At 59.6% G+C, this 22,122-nt stretch carries 14 protein-coding genes; 8 read left to right on the forward strand and 6 right to left on the reverse strand.

What is annotated here, in order from left to right; translation table 11 throughout:
- Positions 1 to 192: 192 nt before the first annotated feature.
- The 4 genes from putP (at position 193) to ND528_RS18505 (ending at position 5,402) form a co-directional block, all read left to right on the forward strand.
- The gene (gene putP, locus ND528_RS18490) at positions 193 to 1,677 is read left to right on the forward strand and encodes a sodium/proline symporter PutP (protein WP_130912154.1); all 1,485 of its coding nucleotides are present in this window, start codon (positions 193 to 195) and stop codon (positions 1,675 to 1,677) included.
- A 350-nt stretch (positions 1,678 to 2,027) separates the two neighbouring features.
- Positions 2,028 to 4,043: a type VI secretion system Vgr family protein gene (gene tssI / locus ND528_RS18495; RefSeq protein WP_263470876.1), complete on the forward strand. Its 2,016-nt coding sequence runs from the start codon at positions 2,028 to 2,030 to the stop codon at positions 4,041 to 4,043.
- Positions 4,033 to 4,746: a DUF4123 domain-containing protein gene (locus tag ND528_RS18500; RefSeq protein ID WP_263470981.1), complete on the forward strand. Its 714-nt coding sequence runs from the start codon at positions 4,033 to 4,035 to the stop codon at positions 4,744 to 4,746. Before tssI ends, ND528_RS18500 begins: the two co-directional genes overlap by 11 nt.
- A 335-nt stretch (positions 4,747 to 5,081) precedes the next feature.
- Entirely contained in the window at positions 5,082 to 5,402 is a 321-nt protein-coding gene (locus tag ND528_RS18505; protein WP_263470877.1) for a hypothetical protein, read from the forward strand.
- A gap of 98 nt (positions 5,403 to 5,500) precedes the next feature.
- On the opposite strand, the gene ND528_RS18510 is transcribed toward ND528_RS18505, so the two are convergent.
- Positions 5,501 to 5,902: a hypothetical protein gene (locus ND528_RS18510; RefSeq protein WP_263470878.1), complete on the reverse strand. Its 402-nt coding sequence runs from the start codon at positions 5,900 to 5,902 to the stop codon at positions 5,501 to 5,503.
- A gap of 517 nt (positions 5,903 to 6,419) precedes the next feature.
- Between ND528_RS18510 and ND528_RS18515 the strand changes: the two genes are divergently transcribed.
- Positions 6,420 to 7,256 carry a 23S rRNA (adenine(2030)-N(6))-methyltransferase RlmJ gene (locus ND528_RS18515; RefSeq protein WP_122508537.1) on the forward strand — a complete coding sequence of 279 codons (837 nt, stop codon included), beginning with the start codon at positions 6,420 to 6,422 and terminating at the stop codon, positions 7,254 to 7,256.
- A 78-nt stretch (positions 7,257 to 7,334) separates the two neighbouring features.
- Here ND528_RS18515 and msrA read toward each other — a convergent pair whose 3' ends face one another.
- The 5 genes from msrA to aceE form a co-directional block, all read right to left on the reverse strand.
- On the reverse strand, positions 7,335 to 7,985 hold the full coding sequence (gene msrA, locus ND528_RS18520) for a peptide-methionine (S)-S-oxide reductase MsrA (RefSeq protein WP_137215163.1): 651 nt from the start codon (positions 7,983 to 7,985) through the stop codon (positions 7,335 to 7,337).
- 195 nt (positions 7,986 to 8,180) lie between these two features.
- The gene (locus ND528_RS18525) at positions 8,181 to 10,877 is read right to left on the reverse strand and encodes a putative bifunctional diguanylate cyclase/phosphodiesterase (protein ID WP_130912159.1); all 2,697 of its coding nucleotides are present in this window, start codon (positions 10,875 to 10,877) and stop codon (positions 8,181 to 8,183) included.
- A gap of 254 nt (positions 10,878 to 11,131) precedes the next feature.
- The gene (locus ND528_RS18530; RefSeq protein WP_130912160.1) at positions 11,132 to 12,529 is read right to left on the reverse strand and encodes an alkaline phosphatase D family protein; all 1,398 of its coding nucleotides are present in this window, start codon (positions 12,527 to 12,529) and stop codon (positions 11,132 to 11,134) included.
- Between the two features lie 278 nt (positions 12,530 to 12,807).
- Complete coding sequence (gene aceF / locus ND528_RS18535) at positions 12,808 to 14,775, reverse strand: dihydrolipoyllysine-residue acetyltransferase (protein WP_263470879.1); 1,968 nt, start codon at positions 14,773 to 14,775, stop codon at positions 12,808 to 12,810.
- 11 nt (positions 14,776 to 14,786) lie between these two features.
- The gene (gene aceE, locus ND528_RS18540; RefSeq protein ID WP_130912162.1) at positions 14,787 to 17,432 is read right to left on the reverse strand and encodes a pyruvate dehydrogenase (acetyl-transferring), homodimeric type; all 2,646 of its coding nucleotides are present in this window, start codon (positions 17,430 to 17,432) and stop codon (positions 14,787 to 14,789) included.
- A 262-nt stretch (positions 17,433 to 17,694) separates the two neighbouring features.
- Between aceE and ND528_RS18545 the strand changes: the two genes are divergently transcribed.
- The 3 genes from ND528_RS18545 to waaF all read left to right on the forward strand — a co-directional run bounded on the left by ND528_RS18545 (position 17,695) and on the right by waaF (position 22,121).
- Positions 17,695 to 17,820 carry a hypothetical protein gene (locus ND528_RS18545; RefSeq protein ID WP_256584330.1) on the forward strand — a complete coding sequence of 42 codons (126 nt, stop codon included), beginning with the start codon at positions 17,695 to 17,697 and terminating at the stop codon, positions 17,818 to 17,820.
- On the forward strand, positions 17,817 to 20,756 hold the full coding sequence (gene glnE / locus ND528_RS18550) for a bifunctional [glutamate--ammonia ligase]-adenylyl-L-tyrosine phosphorylase/[glutamate--ammonia-ligase] adenylyltransferase (protein ID WP_263470880.1): 2,940 nt from the start codon (positions 17,817 to 17,819) through the stop codon (positions 20,754 to 20,756). The genes ND528_RS18545 and glnE overlap by 4 nt, the downstream gene beginning before the upstream one ends.
- Before the next feature lie 330 nt (positions 20,757 to 21,086).
- Complete coding sequence (gene waaF, locus ND528_RS18555) at positions 21,087 to 22,121, forward strand: lipopolysaccharide heptosyltransferase II (RefSeq protein WP_263470881.1); 1,035 nt, start codon at positions 21,087 to 21,089, stop codon at positions 22,119 to 22,121.
- The last annotated feature ends 1 nt before the right edge of the window (position 22,122 follow it).

A 22,122-nucleotide genomic window follows, 5' to 3' on the forward strand; every position in this document is an offset into this window, starting at 1 on the left:
CACCTTATTTGCTTTGTTGCATAGCATTCGCCGCCAAGGTGCAACCGGGAATAACCCGGTGCATCGGCTGATGGCTTTCCTGGGGAAACATCAGTCTTAAATGCGCGGGATCCCGGATCGTCTGCCAAACGTCGTCGTTTGCGAGCGGTTCACCACCGCCGCTACATAAAAACAAAGCCAGGGCGTAACTCAATGAGCGTAAGCAATCCAACCCTGATCACATTCGTGATCTACATCGCAGCAATGGTGCTGATCGGCTTGATGGCCTATCGCTCCACCAACAACCTTTCTGACTATATTCTCGGCGGTCGCAGCCTCGGCAGCGTTGTAACCGCGCTGTCTGCCGGTGCTTCCGACATGAGCGGCTGGTTGTTGATGGGCCTGCCGGGCGCCATCTACATGTCCGGTCTGTCCGAAAGCTGGATCGCCATCGGCCTGATCGTCGGTGCCTACCTGAACTGGCTGTTTGTCGCCGGCCGTCTGCGTGTGCAGACCGAGCACAACGGCGATGCCCTGACTCTTCCGGACTACTTTTCCAGCCGTTTCGAAGATAAAAGCGGCTTGCTGCGGATCATCTCGGCGATCGTGATTCTGGTGTTCTTCACCATCTACTGCGCTTCCGGCATCGTCGCCGGTGCCCGTCTGTTCGAAAGCACGTTCGGCATGACCTACGAAACGGCGCTGTGGGCCGGTGCGGCGGCGACGATTGCCTACACCTTCATCGGCGGTTTCCTCGCGGTGAGCTGGACCGACACCGTCCAAGCCACGCTGATGATCTTCGCGCTGATCCTTACGCCGATCATCGTTCTGCTGGCCACCGGCGGCGTCGACACCACGTTCCTGGCCATCGAAGCGCAAGATCCGAGCAACTTCGACATGCTCAAAGGCACCACCTTCATCGGCATCATCTCGCTGATGGGCTGGGGTCTGGGCTACTTCGGTCAGCCACACATCCTCGCGCGTTTCATGGCGGCGGATTCGGTCAAGTCGATCGCCAAGGCGCGTCGCATTTCCATGGCCTGGATGATCCTGTGCCTGGGCGGCACCGTTGCGGTGGGCTTCTTCGGTATCGCCTATTTCTCGGCGCACCCGGAAGTCGCCGGTCCTGTGACCGAGAACCCGGAGCGCGTGTTCATTGAACTGGCGAAAATCCTCTTCAACCCATGGGTTGCCGGTGTACTGCTGTCGGCCATTCTGGCGGCGGTGATGAGCACCCTGAGCTGCCAGTTGCTGGTGTGCTCGAGCGCCCTGACCGAAGACTTCTATAAAGCCTTCCTGCGCAAGTCCGCTTCGCAACTTGAGCTGGTCTGGGTCGGTCGTGCCATGGTGCTGCTGGTAGCCTTGATTGCTATCGCGCTGGCTGCCAACCCGGAAAACCGCGTACTGGGCCTGGTGTCCTACGCCTGGGCCGGTTTCGGTGCTGCATTCGGTCCTGTGGTGCTGATTTCGGTGGTCTGGAAAGGCATGACCCGCAACGGCGCACTGGCCGGTATTCTGGTCGGCGCGATCACCGTGGTGGTCTGGAAGCATTTCGAACTGCTGGGTCTGTACGAAATCATTCCGGGCTTCATCTTCGCCAGCCTGGCCATCTACTTTGTCAGCAAGGCGGGTGAGCCGACTCGCGGCATGGTTGAGCGTTTCGAGGCAGCGGAAAAAGACTTCCATCTGAACAAGTGATGGACTGAGCTTCGGCTCACATGAAAACGGCCCGTTTCCTACAGGAAGCGGGCCGTTTTTTTGTGCCTGTGATTTCTCGAATCCTGTGGAAATCCATTGTGGGAGCGAGCCTGCTCGCGAACGCGATTGATCATTCAATGAATGTATCGACTGACATGCCGCTTTCGCGAGCAGGCTCGCTCCCACAGGGTGGGTGGCAGGTTTGATTGAATTGTCTGTAGTCGAACGGCCGAATTAACAAGGTCGTTTCAGCAAACCACGTAGGGCAAATCTGAATTTCCCGTCACCTGCTCGGCACCCCTTGCCCCTCATGCAGAATCGCCCGCCCTCACACTGCAGAGAGACATCGGATGTTCGCGCCTGCCAATCAACCGCGTTTCACGTTGACACTCGAAGGCGCCCGGCATGACCTCAAGGTCCTTGAGTTCACGGGCAGGGAAGCCATCAGCCAACCCTTTCGCTTCGAGCTGGAACTGGTCAGCGAGCGGCCGGACCTGGATCTGGAAAGCCTGCTGCATGGTCAGGCGTTTCTGAGTTTCGATGCTCAGGGTTGCGGTATTCATGGTCAGATTTATCAGGTCGGGCAGGGCGATTCCGGGAAACGTCTGATACGCTATCACCTCAGCCTTGTCCCGCGTCTGACGTATCTGGGGCATCGCATCAATCAGCGGATTTTTCAGCATCAGAGCGTGCCGCAGATCATCACGCAGATCCTCAAGGATCATTCGATCCTGCGCGATGCCTTTGAATTTCGCCTGGGCAGCGAATACCCGGAGCGCGAGTACTGCGTGCAATACGCCGAAAGCGATCTGGCCTTTATCCAGCGCCTGTGTGCCGAAGTCGGCATTCATTACCACTTTCAACACAGCCCCGAAGGCCATTTGCTGGTATTCGGCGACGACCAGACCGTGTTCCCCAAGCTGCCCGAGCCGACGCTGTATCTGCCGGGCAGCGGCATGTCGGCGGGGGCGCCGGCGATTCAACGTTTCAATGTGCGCGTGGAAACCCGCACCAGCGTCGTCACCCGGCGCGACTACAACTTCGAAAAACCACGGCTGTCTCTGGAAAGTCGCAGCGACGGCGAGCAGCGTCCGGTGCTGGAGGACTATCACTTCCCTGGCCAATTCAATGATCGCGAAACCGGCAAACACCTGACGCGCCGCGCGCTTGAAAGGCACGTCGCCGATTACCGTCAGGCCGAGGGCAGCAGCGACGAATCCTCGCTGGTCTGCGGGCATTTCCTGCACCTCACCGAGCATCCGCGCAGCGACTGGAATGATCTGTGGTTGCTCACCGCCGTTGAACATCGCGGCCGCCAGCCACAAGTGCTTGAGGAATCGGTGACCAGTGATGGCGAATCCTTTCAGGGTTACCGCAATACTTTCGTCGCCACGCCGTGGGACGTGGTCTTTCGTCCGGCACTGTGCCCGGAAAAACCGCGCATGTCGGGCTACCAACCTGCCGTGGTCACCGGCCCGAAAGACTTGGAAATCCATTGCGATGAATATGGCCGGGTCAAGGTGCAACTGGCTTGGGATCGTGATGGCGAACTCAACGAGCACTCCAGTTGCTGGCTGCGCGTCGCGACCGGTTGGGCTCACGATCACTACGGCAGCGTGTTGATTCCGCGCGTCGGCATGGAAGTTTTGGTCGGCTTCATTGATGGCGATGCTGACAAGCCGCTGGTCATGGGTTGCCTGCCCAACGCCGCGACACCGATCCCGCTGGACTTGCCAGCGGACAAGACCCGCAGCATTTTCCGCAGCCAGAGCAGCCCCGGCGGTGGTGGTTATAACGAACTGCGCATCGAGGACAAAAAAGGTGCCGAGGAAATCTACCTGCGTGCCCAGCGCAACTGGACCCAGCACGTGCTCAATGACCAGCAGCTGCAGGTCGACAACCAGCGCAGCGTGGTGGTCACCGGCACTGCCCGACATGAACTCAAGTCCGACGAGCAGCGCATCACCCACGGCCAGCGTCAGACCGAGGTCAGGCAGGATGACCATTTGTCCGTGCTTGGCGATCAGCAGGTTCGGGTGAACAGCCAGGCCACCAGCGCCTCGGCGCAGATCCACATCAGCGCTGGTCAGCAGGTGGTTATCGACGGCGGGGTGAGTGCGACGATTCAGGCTGGCGGGCAGTGGATCAACATCGGCCCCGGCGGAATTTTCAGCAGCGTGCCGATTGTTGTGGGTGGCTCGCCAATGGCGGCAACGAGTGCGGCACCGGTGGTGCCGGGATTGCCGGAGAAACTGATCGCTGCGTCGGCGGCGGTTCTCACCGCCGCACAGATCATGAGTCTCAAAGGTGATGCGCCTTTCTGCGAAGAGTGTGAGCGGTGCAAGGACGGTGTTTGTGCAGCCTGAAGTACTGACCCCCGAAGATTGGCTGGCGCGGCAGCCGCTGCACGCGTCGGAGCAATTGTTCGCAATTTTCAGCCGCGCCAGCGATGCCGATGCTTTCAAAGCCTGGCAGGGCACGGCGATTCCGGTCTGGGCCGAGACCATTTATGCCGAGTGGGACGCGGTGATGCCCTATGTGGGAATTGTCGCTGCAGACAGTGAGTTTTTACGCTGGGTGATGGAAACCGACTCGCGGGACTGGGGGTGGCTGGCGGTGTCTTCGGCGGATCTTGACGTGCTGGTCGAACATTTCCGTAGCCTGACTCAAGTGCTGATGCCGGACGGTAAAGCGGTGTTTTTCCGCTTTTGGGATGGTCGGTATCTGTTGCCTCTTTTGCAGTCTGACGAGGTGAATCCCGCAGAGTTGCTACCGGTAATTTCGCGAGGGTTGATCAATGGCCAAGCCTTTGAAATCGGGGGCCGTGCGCTGGTTTCGGGGCGAATCTTTCCGTGGTGGAACGTGCCGAAATCAGTGTTGGCGCAGACTGATGAGAGCGTACGCGTCGCGAACGCTCTGCAATGGCTGAGCGAAGAACAGCCAGCCATATTCGAGGCGTTTCCCGGAGCGGTCCTGCGCTGCAAGGTCGGGCAGTTTTTCAAATTATCGATGTCGGAAGATTCGTCACGATCGGCGCTTCTGGAGTTTTTGCTGGCAGAGGCAGAGTGAAATTTCGGGGCAAACGCTTCGGACGTTTCCTTCGAATCGCGGCGGCTTTCATGAACTGGTGCGTGGTGGGTTGCAGGGATAGTCTTTTCGTTGTCACTGCGAGAGCGGTGGCAGGGCGTAGGACCCCTGTGAAATTCACCGCGCACCAGGCTGCCATTTGATTGCGGCACTTAATATGTGTCCGTAGCATCGTTTGCGGCAGCTGTGCGCGGGAACGCTTCGGCGTGACTGAGTTTGGTGGGTTTCTCAGTTTCCTACTCTCGCGTACGGCTGCCACCTATACCCGTAGGAAGGTCATTTGGCAGCCCCTCTATACCTATTGAGGAACAACTGAAATGACTATGCATAAACCCGATCCACCCTACGAAAAAATCACCCCCCACCCCGACAACCGCTTCATGGCCCTGACCGGCAATTGCAGCGACATGCCCAGCCTGTTCATCGACACCCACGTGCCCCTCGATATCCTCATGGACGCCGCCAACCATCGCATCCGCGCCGTGGTCCAGGTTCTGGAAAACATGTGCATGCGCGGCTCGATCGAATGCGACTCCTTCATCCTCAGCGACTTTGCATTGCTATGCGCCATTCCATTGCGTGATGGCTGTGATGTGCTCGATGTCATCGGCAAGCGCCTGCGCAGCTTGCCCGCCTGAAAAGATCAAAAGATCGCAGCCTTCGGCAGATTAAACGCCTATCCCGTGTAGGAGCTGCCGAAGGCTGCGATCTTTTGATGTTGATTGAAATCAGAGTGTCAGTCAGAGATATACGCATCTTGAGTTTGGATAAAGCGGTTGAACGCCTCGGAGTTGTAGATCTTCAGGCACGCAAGAAACACTACTTTTTCATTCGAGTATTTGCTGTTTGAAGGTGTCTGCTCGTAAGCCGCCAATACGTGGTTTCGGGTTTCTTTATAGGGATCGCGCAGCACCTGCAGCATGTCTTCATTTTGCAGGATGGTATGCATGCCTTTGCCCGTGAACGAATAGGCATTGGCGGACAGTGCAATGTCTTTTTCCAGCGCTGAGCGTTCGTTGAATGGCTTCAGAATGCAGTGGCTCAGCCCGTAGTTCTTTAGTGTTTCAATGTGGGTTTCGTCGGCAAGGGCGAGGTATGGGCCAAGAAGGCTGAGTAAACAGATGATCAGATATCCCATGAGTTTTTGACTTCCTGTCGTTCATGGTTAGCCAGTTTAACGCCATAAAAGCAAAGCCCCTCACCCTAGCCCTCTCCCAGAGGGAGAGGGGACTGACCGAGTTGTCTGGGTGATGTACGCCGACCTGCGACTTCAGTGGTGAACTTCGCTTGGCCAAGCCTGGATGGTGGTGTTCTTTCTGGGGACTGACCGAGTTGACCGGGTGATGTACGCCGACCTGCGACTTCAGTGGTGAACTTCGCTTGGCCAAGCCTGGATGGAGGTGTTCTTTCTGAAGACTGACCGAGTTGTCTGGGTGTTGTACGCCGACCTGCGACTTCAGTGGTGAACTTCGCTTGGCCAAGCCTGAGATCACGCTGATCTTCCAGGTCGATGTAACTCGCAAGTTCGCCACCGTCAGTCCCCTCTCCCTCCGGGAGAGGGTTAGGGTGAGGGGCAGGCTTTTGTCCGCTCAGCCGCCAACCCCTGACTTGCCGCCCGGTAAAAGGTAAACTTTGCGCCCTTCGCAGGAGCAGCCATGAATTATCGTCACGCCTTCCATGCCGGCAATCACGCCGATGTGTTCAAACACCTGACCTTGACCCGCCTCATCGCCCTGATGTCGCGCAAGGAGCAGCCGTTTGCCTATCTCGACACGCACGCCGGCATCGGTCTGTATGACTTGCAGGGCGATCAGGCCAATCGCACCGGCGAGTACCTGGAAGGCATTGCGCGGTTGTGGGATCAGCCGGACCTGCCGGCGCTGACTGCCGACTATATGAAGGTGCTGCACGAGATGAACCCGGATGGCCAGTTGCGCTATTACCCGGGTTCGCCGGAGCTGGCGCGGCGCCTGACGCGGCCGCAGGATCGGGTGATGCTCAACGAGAAGCACCCGGAAGACGGTGTGTTGCTCAAGGACAACATGGCCGGCGATCGTCGAGTGAAAGTCCATCTGGGCGAGGGCTGGCACGTGGCGCGGGCGATGTTGCCGGTGCAGGAAAAGCGCGCGGTGATGCTGATCGATCCGCCGTTCGAGCAACTGGACGAGATGCAGCGTTGCGCGGCGTCGATGAAAGAAGCCATCGGCCGCATGCGCCAGACTGTGGCAGCGATCTGGTATCCGGTGAAGGATCAGCGTGCACTGCGGCGTTTCTATCAGGACCTGGCAGGCACCGGTGCACCGAAGTTGCTGCGTGTGGAGCTGCTGGTGCATCCGCTGGACACGCCGAACAGCCTGAACGGTTCCGGGCTGGCGATCGCCAATCCGCCGTGGGGGCTTGAGGAAGAGTTGCGTGAGTTGCTGCCGTGGTTGTCTAAGAAGCTGGGGCAGACCCAGGGTGGCTGGCAGATGGATTGGTTAATAGCGGAATGAAGCTACAAGCTACAAGCTACAAGCTACAAGCTGAAGCGAAAACAGCGCTTGCAGCTTGAAGCTTGCCGCTAGCAGCTTTTAGTTCGGCATGCACACGCCGGTGCCGCCAATCCCGCAGTAACCTTCAGGGTTCTTCGCCAGATACTGCTGGTGATACGCCTCGGCAAAGTACACGGTTGGGGCCTGGTCGATCTCGGTGCTGATTTCACCCAGACCGGCCTTGGCCAGTTCCGCCTGATACACGTCTTTGCTTTTCAGTGCCGCATCCAGCTGCTCCGGGGTGGTCGCATAGATCACCGAGCGGTACTGGGTGCCGATGTCGTTGCCCTGGCGCATGCCCTGAGTCGGGTTGTGCAGTTCCCAGAACATCGCCAGCAGTTCTTCGTAGCTGACTTTGGCTTTGTCATACACCACCAGCACCACTTCGGCGTGGCCGGTCAGGCCCGAGCAGACTTCTTCGTACGTCGGGTTCGGCGTGAAGCCGCCGGCGTAACCGACGACTGTGCTGACCACGCCTTCGCGCTGCCAGAAACGTCGTTCCGCGCCCCAGAAGCAACCCAGACCGAAGATCGCAAAATCGACGTCCTGAAAGAATGGACCGAGCAGCGGAGTGTCTTCGAAGACGAAGTGTTTTTCCGGCAGGGTCATCGGGGTTTCGCGGCCGGGCAGGGCTTGTTCTTTGGTTGGAAGCACGTTTTTGTTCACCAGAATTTCCGAGCGCAGAACCATGAGCGTTCCTCTCAGTCAGGTTGGAGGTAAAAAGTCAGACCGCCAGTGTGCCGAATGATGCCGGAATTCGCACTATCAAAACTGTGGGAGCGAGCCTGCTCGCGAAAGCGGTGTGTCAGGCGACGAAGATGTCGACGGTTTTATCGCCTTCGCGAGCAGGCTCGCTCCCACAAGGGATCTTCATAGAGGCAGGCGTTAGAGGCAAAGCGGCCCACGGGGATAGCGCTTGAGCGCTTTGATCAGTTCATCACCGGGAATTGGTCGGTCGAACAGATAACCCTGCCCGACGTCGCAACGATGCCGGCGCAGGAACGCCAGTTGCTCGGCGGTTTCGATGCCTTCGGCGACAACCTTGAGTTTCAGGTTGTGGGCCATGGCGATCACCGCAGAGGTGATTTCCATGTCGTCCTGGTTGTCGGGAATTTCGTGGATGAAGCTGCGATCGATCTTGATGATGTCGATCGGGAATTTCTTCAAATAACTCAGCGATGAATACCCGGTGCCGAAGTCATCCATGGCTAGCGTCAACCCGAGGCGCTTGAGCTGGTCGAGTTGCAAGTGCGTGTCTTCGGTGGCTTCCAGCAGCAGGCCTTCGGTCAGCTCCAGTTCGAGCAGACTGGCCGGCAGCGCTTCTTCCTTGAGGATGTTGGCGATCGAGGCGACCAGATCCGGATCGGAGAACTGTTTCGGTGACAGATTGATTGCCACCTGCAGATTGCCCAGGCCGGCAGCGGTCAGGGATTTGCTCATGCGACACGCCTGACGGGCGATCCACTTGCCGATCGGAATGATCAGGCCGGTTTCCTCGGCGACGCTGATGAACTGGTCCGGGCGAATCATGCCGCGCTCCGGGTGGTTCCAGCGCAACAGCGCTTCCATCCCCAGCAGGCGACCGCTGCGCAGGCACAGTTTCGGCTGGTAGAACACGTCCAGCTCGTTCTGGGTCAGGGCGCGGCGCAGGTTGTTCTCGACGAACAGTTTGTAACTGGCTTCGGCGTTCAGCGCTTCAGTGAATACCTGCAACTGGTGTTTACCGTTGGCCTTGGCCTTGTGCAGTGCCAGACCGGCGTTGCGCATCAGGGTTTGCGGATCGCGCCCGTGCAGCGGCGCGCAGGCCAGGCCCACGGAGCCGGTCACGCTGATCAACTGGTTGTCGACGAACATCGGCTTGTCGAGGGTCATCAGCAACTGACTGGCAATCTGCTGCCCGGCCTCAAGATCGGTGTCGTCGAGCAACACGGCGAATTCGTTACTGGCAAAACGCGCCAGACTGCCACTCGGGCTGAGGCTGTTGCGCAGGCGCCGGGCGAGGCTGATCAACAGTTTGTCGCCGGTCTGGTGGCCGAGGCTGTCGTTGATCCGCTTGAAGTTGTCGATGTCGACCAGCAACAGGCTGATCGGTGTATCGCTGTCGCGGGCGAAACGCTCGTCGAGATTGCGAATGAATGCCGGACGATTGCCGAGGTTGGTCAGGTTGTCGGTGTAGGCCAGGCGCTCGATACGTTGCTGCGCGAGTTTGGTCTGGGTGATGTCTTCGTAGATGCCGATGTAATGCGTCAGCTCTCGGTTGTCACCATAGACCTTGGAAATCGACAACTGGCCCCAGTACGGTTCGAGATTCTTGCGGCGGCTCTTGAATTCACCCTGCCAACTGTTGCTCTGGGCCAACGCCGAGGGCGCGTCGAACAGCAATTCGCTGAGGTTTTCCAGCGCCGGCAATTCCGACAGGCGCTGACCGTGGACTTCCTCGGTGGTGTACTGGGTGATCGCAGTGAAGCTCGGATTGACGTACTCGACCACGCCGTCGCAGTTGACCAGCAAAAAGGCGTTGGCGCTCTGCTCGACCGCGCGTTGAAACAGGTGCAGGGCGCTGGTGGCGGTGCGCCGGTTGTGATTGTTGATCACCTGCGCAAACTGGTCGGCCAGTTCACCGGCAAAGGCGATTTCGTCGGACTGCCAGGCGCGAGTGACGCCGGTCTGTTCCAGACACAACACGCCGACCACCTGGCCGTCGACGCGGATGCTGGCATCGAGCATGGCATTGACGTCACGCGGACGCATCGCCTCGGCCATCTCGCGGGTGCGCGGGTCATGCATGGCGTTGTTTGCGTCGATGGCGCGGCTGCTGTGCAACGCTTCCATGTAGTCGGGGAAGCCGCTGATATCGATCGGCTCCGGCAGGATGTATTCCTGGGTCGCACGATGGTAGGCGGAGATCGGCAGCAAGCGCTGACCGTCGAGGTTCCACAGGCTGGCGCAGTCGATTTCGTAGATATCGCAGGCGCAGCGGGTGATCAGTTCGGCGGCTTCCTGCAGCGAGTTGTGCGTGCTGTAGCGCTGGCGGGCGAGCAACAGAATCAGATCCTGCTGGGCGCGCACGCGCTCCAGATGCTGCAGTTGTTCCTGTTGGGCACGCTGGTTCAGCTCAAGGGCGATTTGCAGGCGCGAGTTCTGGGTTTCCAGATCCACCGAAGGCAGCGCCTGGGCTTGGTCGAACACCTCGTCGACGGCCAGCAGGTAGCCGCGCAGCAAATGCCGGTTGTGCTGTTTGTAGGCTTCACCCAATTCGAGGATATTCAACGCGCCGGCGGCGGTGTGCAGGGTGTAGCGCACCACGTAATGCGCGCTTTTGCTTAGTTGCTGCTGGATTGCGTCATGCAGTTGATAGCGCGCTTCCGGCTCCATCAGGCTGGCGTAGGGCGAGCCGACCAGCGCGCAGAGCTCGACGGCGGGCTGGCCGAACTGGCGTTCACAGTTTGGGTCGAGGAACAACATCGCCCAACTGGCTTCATTCAAGCGCTCGAAACGCAGCATGCCGAGCCGCGAGGGCACAGGCAACTGCGTCACTACCTCGGCCGCCGTACGGCTGGCGGCATCGGGTTGGCTCTTCATGAATGGAACTCGCTTGGAAATATGCTGAATGCGCCGGGCTCTCGCCCTCTTGTCTGTTGGCTGCGGCAAGGTTGCATCATTGCGGCACCGACTGACAAGAGAGATGAAGGCCAAGTGCTATAAGAATATGTCGGCTGCAGTGAACATTTCTCCAGTGCACAACTGAAATGAGCAGAAGATCGCAGCCTTGAACAACTCTTGCAGGCGCCACGTAGCCATATAGGAGCTGCCGAAGGCTGCGATCTTTGGGTGTTTCAACGCAATTTCATACTGATCGACTGCAGCTGCTTGCCATCGCGGTCATGGTAATTGACCAATATCTGATCAGCCTCAACGACCACATGAGCAAAATTGTCCTGACTCACTACGGCACTGGTCAGCTCGTGCCGATAATCCCCGGCCGCCGTGCGCACCAGCGGTTGATTGAGGATGAATGTCGAGGCTCTGGCATACGGCAGCAATTTGCTGTTGTGCAGCGGCGAGGACACGATGGTGTGCACTTCGAATCCGGCGTCCTCGCTGTGAGACAGGCGACTGGTCAGAGAACCATGAACGTCGCCGGAAACGAACACCACGTTCTTGATCCGATGGGTGCGAATGGTTTCCAGCAGGCGCAGGCGCTGTTCGGGAAAGGCTTTCCAGGCATCGTCACCGTTGAACTTGCGATCGGGATAGAACATCACGCTGGTCACCACGAACTTCACCCGTGCCGGGCTGTGGATCAGCCAGTCAAGCAACGCCTGTTCCTGCTCAGCGTCGAGAATGCGCCGGTCATCCTTCGACAGGTTGCGCCGGGTGCGACTGTCGGTGACGAACCAGGCGATATCGCTGTCGCCGAACTGATACCAGTAATGCTTCAAGGTATTCCGGTCTAGCTGGCCCTTGCCATTACATGCGTAAACCGGGCTGTGGCTGGCTTGATAAAGTTCATAAGCGGCCATGGCATTGCGATACAAGTCCTTGTCTGCTGCTTTGGCATTGGCGGGCCAGTTATCTTCGATTTCATGATCGTCGAGCATCATGTAAGTCGATGTATTGGACATCAGTCTTTGAATATTCGGTTGCGAGAATGCCGTTCGGTACTTTTTCAGAATGTCCTTGGCTGCGCGATCCGGTGCAATGATATTCAAGTCATCTACATAAACTTGATCGCCGGTCATGATCACCGCACTGACCGGTAAATGACTTTGCTCGACGAGCTGATTGATCGAGCCAAAGATGCGGTCGCCCAGCTGCGGCAAGGAGGCGATGCCAGCGGTGATCCGCAGATAACGGCAAGAACCGACAATAAAGCCTCGAGGCTGCCTCGCTTGCGCAGTGCGGGTGCGAAAGCGATAGAGCTGCCGTGGCCATTGCAGTGGAAACTCCACCACGGTGTCGACGGTGTGCACTGGATTCATCGGGCTTAACCAGCCAGCCTGGTATTCATATTCACAATCGGCATCCAGATCCTGTAATACGAGCACACCCGACATATCATTGGCTGGATTCAAAAGTGCAAATACGCTGTTCGACCATTTCTCCGCACCGCTTTTACGGGCGCGGACTCCGGCAAATACACGTTTTCTGTCCTGCTGTTCACCGCGAATGAAAATTCGCACTTCGTTAGTTGTGGTGTGGCCCACAATGGGGCCTATGGTCGGTTTGAACATGGTCGATTCCGTTCGAAAGTCAGAGAAGTAAGAGTTAAATAATCGGAGCGCGTTGAAGCAACTTTCCAGAGCAGAGGTTAGTTGCCGAGCGGCGGAAAATATTGGCGCTAAGTGGACAGGGTTTGTGGCCGATGTCAGCGATAGTTGTGGGAAAAAGACGCCCGCCGATTTCATTCAGGCAAAAAAAAGCCCCGCCAGACTGGCGGGGTTGAGGTACGAGCGTGTGGCGCTCGAAAGGGTGCAGCAAGCGGCCCCCCGTTGCCGGAGGGCCGTTTGAGTTACAGCAGGATGGTGCGGATGTCGCCCAACAGACTGCCCAGACGCTGAGTGAAGCGTGCAGCTGCAGCGCCGTTGATCACACGGTGATCATAGGACAGCGACAGTGGCAGCATCAGCTTCGGCTGGAAGGCTTTGCCGTCCCAGACTGGCTGGATGGTTGCCTTGGACACACCGAGGATCGCCACTTCCGGCGCGTTGACGATCGGCGTGAAGCCGGTGCCGCCAATGTGGCCGAGGCTGGAAATGGTGAAGCAGGCGCCCTGCATCTCGTCCGAGGACAGCTTCTTGGTGCGGGCTTTTTCAGCCAGCGAAGCCGCTTCGGCTGCCAGTTGCAGCAGGCTCTTCTGATCGACGTTCTTGATCACCGGCACCAGCAGGCCATCCGGAGTGTCGACGGCGAAGCCGATGTTCACGTATTTCTTGCGGATGATCGCCTTGCCGCTTGGTGCCAGCGAACTGTTGAAGTCCGGCAGCTCCTTGAGCAGGTGCGCGCAGGTCTTGAGCAGCAGCGGCAGGATGGTCAGCTTGACGCCAGCCTTCTCGGCCACGGCTTTCTGCGCAACACGGAAGGTTTCCAGCTCGGTGATGTCCGCCGAGTCGAATTGCGTCACGTGTGGCACGTTCAGCCAGCTGCGGTGCAGGTTGGCAGCGCCGACCTGCATCAGGCGGGTCATCGGCACTTCTTCGATTTCGCCGAAACGGCTGAAATCGACCACCGGGATCGGCGGGATGCCCGCGCCACCGGTAGCGCCGCCAGCAGCGGCCGGTGCTTCCTTGGCCTTCTGCATCATCGCCTTGACGTAAACCTGCACGTCTTCCTTGAGGATGCGACCGTGCGGACCGCTGGCGCCAACGGCGCTCAGCTCGACGCCGAACTCACGAGCCAGTTGACGCACGGCAGGGCCGGCGTGAACTTTGGCGCCCGGTTTCGCTGGTGTGGCAGCCGGCGCTGCGGCTGGAGCGGCAGCAGGTGCAGCGGCAGCCGGAGCAGCAGCGGCAGGTGCCGGAGCGCTCGGTGCAGCAGCCGCAGCCGGGGCAGCAGCAGGTGCCGCGCCTTTGACTTTCAGCTTGAGGATCAGGTCGCCGGTGCCGACTTCGTCATCCAGCTTGATCGAAACGCTTTCGACCACGCCAGCGGCAGGCGATGGAATTTCCATGCTCGCCTTGTCGGATTCCAGAGTGATCAGCGACTGGTCGGCTTCGACCGTGTCGCCCGCCTTGACCAGCACTTCGATGATCTTGGCTTTGCCAGCCGAACCGATGTCCGGGACATGGATGTCCTGAACAGTGTCAGCGGCCGGTGCCACCGGAGCCGCCGCCGGGGCTGGCGCAGCGGCAGCAGCAGGCGCAGCAGCCTGAGCCGGAGCGGCAGCAGCAGGGGCCGCAGCACCCGCCACTTCCAGATCCAGAATCAGGTCGCCAGTGCCGACTTCGTCGTTGAGCTTGACGCTGATGGCCTTGACCACGCCAGCGGCAGGCGACGGGATTTCCATGCTCGCCTTGTCGGACTCCAGGGTGATCAGCGATTGATCAGCTTCGACGCTGTCGCCGACCTTGACCTGAATCTCGATGATCTGCGCCTTGCCCGACGAACCGATGTCCGGCACGTGCACTTGCTGTACCGAGGCAGCAGCAGGAGCAGCGGCAGGAGCGGCAGCAGCAGGGGCGGCAGCCGGTTTCTCCTCGGCTTTCGCAGCAGGTGCGGCGGCAGGTGCAGGGGCCGCTTCAGCGGCGCCCTCGACTTCCAGCTCAAGCAGTTCGTCGCCTTCTTTCAGACGGTCGCCCAGCTTTACTTTCAGGCTCTTGATGACGCCGGCTTTCGGGGCCGGCACTTCCATGCTGGCCTTGTCCGATTCCAGGGTCAGGATGCTCTGGTCGGCTTCGATGCGGTCGCCGACCTTCACAAACAGTTCAATTACTTCACCTTCACCGCTGCCGATGTCAGGTACGCGAATGAGTTCGCTCACAAAATGTCTCCTCAGCAGTCCAGTGGGTTGCGTTTTTCCGGGTCGATGCCGAACTTGGCGATGGCTTCGGCCACAACCTTAGGTTCGATATCACCACGGTCAGCCAGTGCTTCCAGGGCTGCCAACACCACGAAATGACGGTCGACTTCGAAGAAATGACGCAGTTTCTTGCGGCTGTCGCTGCGGCCGAAACCGTCGGTGCCCAGGACTTTGAATTCCTTGGACGGTACCCACTGACGGATCTGCTCGGCGAACAGCTTCATGTAGTCGGTAGAAGCAATGACCGGACCTTTACGGCCGTTCAGGCACTCTTCGACGTAGCTCAGCTTAGGCTTCTGGCCAGGCTTGAGACGGTTGCTGCGCTCTACAGCGAGGCCGTCGCGACGCAGTTCGTTGAAGCTGGTAACGCTCCACACGTCAGCGCCGATGTTGAACTCTTCACGCAGGATCTTCGCCGCTTCACGCACTTCGCGCAGGATGGTGCCGGAGCCCATCAGCTGAACGTGGTGCGCCGCATCGCGAGTGTCTTCCTCAAGCAGGTACATGCCTTTCTTGATGCCTTCTTCGGCACCGGCCGGCATGGCTGGCTGCTGGTACGACTCGTTCATCACGGTGATGTAGTAGAAGATGTCCTGTTGCTCTTCGGTCATCTTCTTCATGCCGTCCTGAATGATCACCGCCAGCTCGTAGCCGTAGGTCGGATCGTAGGTGCGGCAGTTCGGGATGGTCGCGGCCAGCAAGTGGCTGTGACCGTCTTCGTGCTGCAGACCTTCACCGTTCAGGGTGGTACGGCCAGCGGTGCCGCCGATCAGGAAGCCACGGGTACGGCTGTCGCCGGCAGCCCAGGCCAGATCGCCGATGCGCTGGAAGCCGAACATCGAGTAGAAGATGTAGAACGGCAGCATCGGCTGGTTGTGGCTGGAGTACGAAGTACCGGCAGCGATGAACGAGCTCATGGCGCCTGCTTCGTTGATGCCTTCCTCAAGGATCTGACCTTTCTGGTCTTCCTTGTAGAACATCACCTGGTCTTTATCGACTGGCTCGTAGAGTTGGCCGACGGAGGAGTAGATACCCAGCTGACGGAACATGCCTTCCATACCGAAGGTACGGGCTTCGTCCGGGATGATCGGAACGATGCGCGGGCCGATTTCCTTGTCCTTGACCAGTTGCGCGAGGATCCGCACGAAAGCCATGGTGGTGGAAATTTCACGGTCGCCCGAGCCATCGAGGATGGCTTTGAGGGTGTCCAGATCCGGGGTCGGTACGCTGAAGCTCTGCGCACGGCGCTGCGGCACGAAACCGCCCAGTGCGGCACGGCGCTCGGCGAGGTAGCGGGCTTCGGCGCTGTTTGGCTCTGGCTTGAAGAACGGCAGATGCTCCAGTTCTTCGTCCTTGACCGGGATGTCGAAGCGGTCGCGGAACAGCTTCAGGCTGTCGACGTCGACCTTCTTGGTGTTGTGCGCGGTGTTCTTCGCTTCGCCGGCACCGGTGCCATAACCCTTGATGGTCTTGGCGAGGATGACGGTCGGTTGTTCCTTGTGGTTGACCGCTTCGTGGTACGCCGCGTAGACCTTGTACGGGTCGTGGCCGCCACGGTTGAGTTTCCAGATCTCGTCGTCGGACAGATCGGCAACCATCGCCTTGAGTTCAGGCGTGTTGAAGAAGTGCTCGCGAACGAACGCGCCGTCTTTGGCTTTGTAGTTCTGGTACTCGCCGTCGATGACTTCGTCCATGCGACGTTGCAGGATGCCGTCGACATCCTTGGCCAGCAGCGGGTCCCAGAAACGGCCCCAGATGACTTTGGTCACGTTCCACTGAGCGCCGCGGAACACGCCTTCGAGTTCCTGGATGATCTTGCCGTTGCCGCGAACCGGGCCGTCGAGGCGCTGCAGGTTGCAGTTGATGACGAAGATCAGGTTGTCCAGCTTCTCGCGGCCGGCCAGGGAAATGGCGCCCAGGGATTCCGGCTCGTCGCACTCGCCGTCGCCCAGGAAGCACCAGACTTTCTGTTTGCCCGGCTGGATGAAACCGCGGTGTTCCAGGTACTTCATGAAGCGCGCCTGGTAGATCGCCTGGATCGGACCCAGACCCATCGATACGGTCGGGAACTGCCAGAAGTCAGGCATCAGCCAAGGGTGCGGATAGGACGACAGGCCTTGACCATCGACTTCCTGACGGAAGTTGTTCATCTGGTCTTCGGTGATGCGGCCTTCCATGAATGCACGGGCGTAAACGCCTGGCGAGGTGTGGCCCTGGAAGTAGATCAGGTCGCCGCCGTGTTCGTCGGTCGGGGCCTGGAAGAAATAGTTGAAGCCGATGTCATACAGGGTCGCACTGGAAGCGAAGCTGGAGATGTGACCACCCAGGTCCGAATCTCGCAGGTTCGTGCGCATTACCATGGCCATCGCGTTCCAGCGTACCAGCGAGCGAATGCGGCGTTCCATGAACAGGTCGCCAGGCATGCGTGCTTCGTGGGTAACGGGGATCGTGTTGCGGTAAGGCGTGGTGATCGCGTAAGGGAGCTGCGAGCCGCTGCGGGTCGCGAGTTCGCCCATACGGGTCATCAGATAGTGAGCACGGTCTTCGCCTTCTTTGTCGAGAACCGATTCCAGGGCGTCCAGCCATTCCTGGGTTTCGACGGGATCGAGGTCTTGCATGGCTTGCTCCAGGGCGGAAAGGCTTCCAGAATCGGTTGCCTGAGTTTGCGACTGGCCTTGTGGGCAGACGATTTAAAATTCTTGGATTGCCGACAGGTTGTTCCGGCGGCGTGTAGTTTTACTACAAATCTTCCGGCATTTCAGCCTTGCGAATGTATAGACGAGTAGTAAAACTACAGATGAAAGGCTTGTGGCCTCCGACTGCGTTGTGAGAATAATCGTTAAGGCGGGTCGATTTCCATCCGAATAAGGTGAAAGTTTGATGCTGGATGCCAAAGAAGAAGAAATTTCAGCTATTTCTAACTTTTGTTCGACAGTCCTTCACGTAGCGGGTTTTCATCATTCACTACAAGCGGCCCTTATTACGCCGATCAAGGATAGACCATGACCCTGCCCGTGCTTGCCGATCTGCCCGCCATTCTCCTGCCGTTGGTCAGCCGATCCGAGCAGTCGTTCCGTACGTCCGTCGCCGCCCTTGAGGACGATCATGGCTTGTCGAATTGGTCGCCTGAACGCTGGGCGCAGTTCGCCCGCGTTACCGCCGCGAGCGAGTTTGTTATTGAACAGAGCATTCGTGACCCTTTGATGTTGCTGTCACTGGTGGCGTCCGGCGAACTTGATCGAGCGTTTGCGCCCGGCGAGCTGTGCGCACAGATTGCCGCCGCTGTGAACAGCGCGCAGAGCGAAGACGAACTCGGCCGCGCCTTGCGTCGCCAGCGCGCACGCCATCAGGTGCGGATCATCTGGCGCGACCTGACTCGTCAGGCCGATCTGGTGCAGACCTGCCGCGACCTCTCGGACATGGCCGACGCCACCATCGATCAGGCTTATCAATGGCTGTACAGCCGCCATTGCGAGCAATTTGGCACACCGACCGGGCGGCGCAGCGGTGAGCCGCAGCAGATGGTCATTCTCGGCATGGGCAAGCTCGGCGCGGTCGAGCTGAATCTGTCTTCCGACATCGACCTGATCTTCGCCTACCCCGAAGGCGGCGAAACCGTCGGCGTGAAACGCTCGCTGGATAATCAGGAATTCTTCATCCGCCTCGGCCAGCGTCTGATCAAGGCGCTCGATCCGATGACCGTCGACGGCTTCGTCTTCCGCGTCGACATGCGCCTGCGTCCATACGGATCGTCCGGTGCGCTGGTGCTCAGCTTCAATGCGCTGGAGCAGTATTACCAGGATCAGGGCCGCGACTGGGAACGCTACGCGATGATCAAGGCGCGGGTGGTGGCTGGCGATCAGGTTGCCGGCGCGCAGTTGCTCGATATGCTGCGGCCGTTCGTTTATCGGCGCTATCTGGACTTCTCGGCGATCGAAGCGCTGCGCACCATGAAGCAGTTGATCCAGCAGGAAGTCCGGCGCAAGGGCATGGCCGACAACATCAAGCTCGGCTCCGGCGGCATCCGCGAGGTCGAGTTCATCGCGCAGGCCTTTCAACTGATCCACGGTGGCCGCGACCTGAGCCTGCAACAGCGTCCTTTATTAAAGGTGCTGAGCACGCTGGAAGGGCAGGGCTATCTGCCGCCGGCGGTGGTCAGTGAACTACGCGAGGGTTACGAGTTTCTGCGTTACACCGAACATGCCATTCAAGCGATTGCCGACCGTCAGACGCAGATGCTGCCGGACAGCGCTCAGGATCAGGCGCGGATCGCCTTCATGCTGGGCTTCGCCGATTGGTCGGCGTTCCATGAACAACTGATGTACTGGCGCGGGCGCGTGGCCTGGCATTTCGCCCAGGTGATCGCTGATCCCGACGAAGAAGAGGGCAGCGAAAGCGAAGTGGTAGTCGGTGGTGAGTGGCTGCCGCTGTGGGAGGAAGAACAGGACGAAGAGGCCGCTTGCCGACAGTTGCAGGAAGGCGGTTTCGTCGATGCCGGCAAAGCCCTGAAAGCGCTGGCCGGTTTGCGCGGCAGTCCGCAACTGCGCGCGATGCAGCGGCTGGGACGCGAGCGTCTGGATGCGTTCATTCCGCGACTGCTCGCGCAAGCGGTGGAGCATGACAATCCCGATCTGGTGCTCGAGCGCGTGCTGCCGCTGGTGGAAGCAGTGGCGCGGCGTTCGGCGTATCTGGTGTTGCTCACAGAAAACCCCGGCGCGCTGCGCCGCCTGCTGACCTTGTGTGCGGCGAGCCCGTGGATTGCCGAGCAGATCACGCGCTTCCCGCTGCTGCTCGACGAATTGCTCAACGAAGGCCGGCTGTTCAAGCCGCCGCTGGCGCCGGAACTGGCGGCCGAGTTGCGCGAGCGGCTGACACGAATTCCCGAGGACGACCTCGAGCAACAGATGGAAGCCCTGCGCCATTTCAAACTGGCGCACCGCTTGCGCGTCGCCGCGTCGGAAATCGCCGGCAGCCTGCCGTTGATGAAAGTCAGCGATTACCTGACCTGGCTGGCCGAGGCGATTCTCGAACAAGTGCTGGCCCTGGCCTGGCGGCAGACCGTGGCCAAATACGGCACGCCGCTGCGCACCGACGGCACGCTGTGCGATCCCGGCTTCATCATTGTCGGTTATGGCAAGGTTGGCGGTATTGAATTGGGGCATGGTTCGGACCTGGATCTGGTGTTCATCCATGACGGCGATCCGCAGGCGGAAACCGACGGGCCGAAATCCATTGATGGCGCGCAGTTCTTTACGCGTCTGGGGCAGCGGATCATTCACCTGCTCACAGCGCAGACCAACTCCGGTCAGCTGTATGAAGTGGATATGCGTCTGCGGCCGTCCGGTGCTTCCGGGCTGTTGGTGAGCTCACTCGGCGCGTTCGCCCGCTATCAGGAAAACGAAGCCTGGACGTGGGAGCATCAGGCCTTGGTGCGCGCGCGGGTGCTGGTGGGCAGTCAGGATGTTGGCCAGGCCTTCGAGAAAGTCCGCGCCCAGGTATTGGGCAAACCTAGGGATCTGGCCAAGCTGCAACAGGAAGTCAGCGAGATGCGCGCGAAAATGCGCGACAACCTCGGCACCCGCAGCACCGCAGCCGGCACGGCGGCGAATGCGTTCGACGGGGGCGTGCCGTTCGACCTCAAGCAGGACGCCGGAGGTATCGTCGATATTGAATTTATGGTGCAATACGCGGCCCTGGCGTGGTCGCACAGCCATCCGCCGCTGCTGCGCTGGACCGATAACATCCGCATTCTGGAAGAGCTGGAACACGAACGGCTGATGCCCGCCGAAGATGCCAGTCTGTTGCGCGAGGCCTACAAGGCCTACCGCTCCGCCGCCCACCGGCAGGCCTTGCAGAAGGACGCCGGGGTGATACCGGGCGACCAGTTTGCCGACGAACGTCGGCAGGTTTTGCGGATTTGGCGTGAGTTGGGGCTAAGCTGAAACGCGCCAATGAACGCAATGAGATTCAAACGGTGGGAGCGAGCCTGCTCGCGAAGGCGGAGTGTCAGACGACACCGATGTCGGATGTGATGGCCCCTTCGCGAGCAAGCTCGCTCCCACAGTGATCTGCGCTGAAATGCAGATGTTGAAACAGATGCAAAACCCTGTGGGAGCTGGCTTGCCAGCGATAGCGGAGTATCAGACGACAATACTGTTGAATGTGAAGACCCCATCGCGGGCAAGCCCGCTCCCACAGTAGATCTACAGTGTTTGTAGAATTATCGAGGCGGGGAGGCGTAAATGCCTCCCCGGTTCGTTTTTGGAAACCACATGAATATTCTGATCGTTGGGCCCAGTTGGGTCGGTGACATGGTGATGGCGCAGACACTGTTTCAGTGTCTCAAACAGCGCCACCCGCAATGCGCAATCGACGTGCTGGCGCCTGAATGGAGCCGGCCGATCCTCGAACGCATGCCCGAAGTGCGCAAGGCCTTGAGCTTCCCGCTCGGCCACGGCGCGCTGGAACTGTCGACGCGTCGGCGCATCGGCAAGTCCCTGCGCGGTCAGTACGATCAGGCGATCCTGCTGCCCAATTCGCTGAAATCGGCACTGGTGCCGTTTTTCGCCGGCATCCCGAAACGCACCGGTTGGCGCGGCGAGTTTCGCTATGGCCTGCTCAATGACGTGCGTACCCTCGACAAAGAACGCTACCCGCTGATGATCGAGCGTTTCATGGCGCTGGCCTATGAAGCGAACGCCGAGCTGCCGAAGCCGTACCCGCGCCCGAGTCTGCAAATCGACCCGGTGACCCGCGAAGCGGCACTGGCCAAATTCGGCCTGACTCTCGATCGCCCGGTCCTGGCTTTGTGCCCCGGCGCCGAGTTCGGCGAATCCAAGCGCTGGCCGTCCGAGCACTACGCCAAGGTCGCCGAAGCGCGCATCCGCGAAGGCTGGCAGGTGTGGCTGTTCGGCTCGAAAAACGATCACGCGGTCGGCGAAGATATCCGCGCACGTTTGATCCCGGGCCTGCGTGAAGAATCGGTCAACCTCAGCGGCGGTACCTCGCTGGCCGAGGCCATTGACCTGCTCTCATGCGCCGATTCCGTTGTATCCAACGATTCCGGCCTGATGCACGTCGCAGCGGCATTGAATCGTCCGCTGGTCGCGGTGTACGGCTCGACCTCGCCGGGCTTCACCCCGCCGCTGGCCGAGCAGGTCGAGATCGTGCGCCTGGGCATCGAATGCAGCCCGTGCTTCGATCGAACTTGCCGGTTCGGCCATTACAACTGCCTGCGCCAGCTGATGCCGGACGCGGTCAACGATGCCTTGCAGAAGTTGCAGGGCTCCGTGGTCGAGGTTCATTAAC

It is taken from the genome of Pseudomonas mercuritolerans, from assembly GCF_025706525.1.
GTDB classification, from domain to species: Bacteria; Pseudomonadota; Gammaproteobacteria; order Pseudomonadales; family Pseudomonadaceae; genus Aquipseudomonas; species Aquipseudomonas mercuritolerans.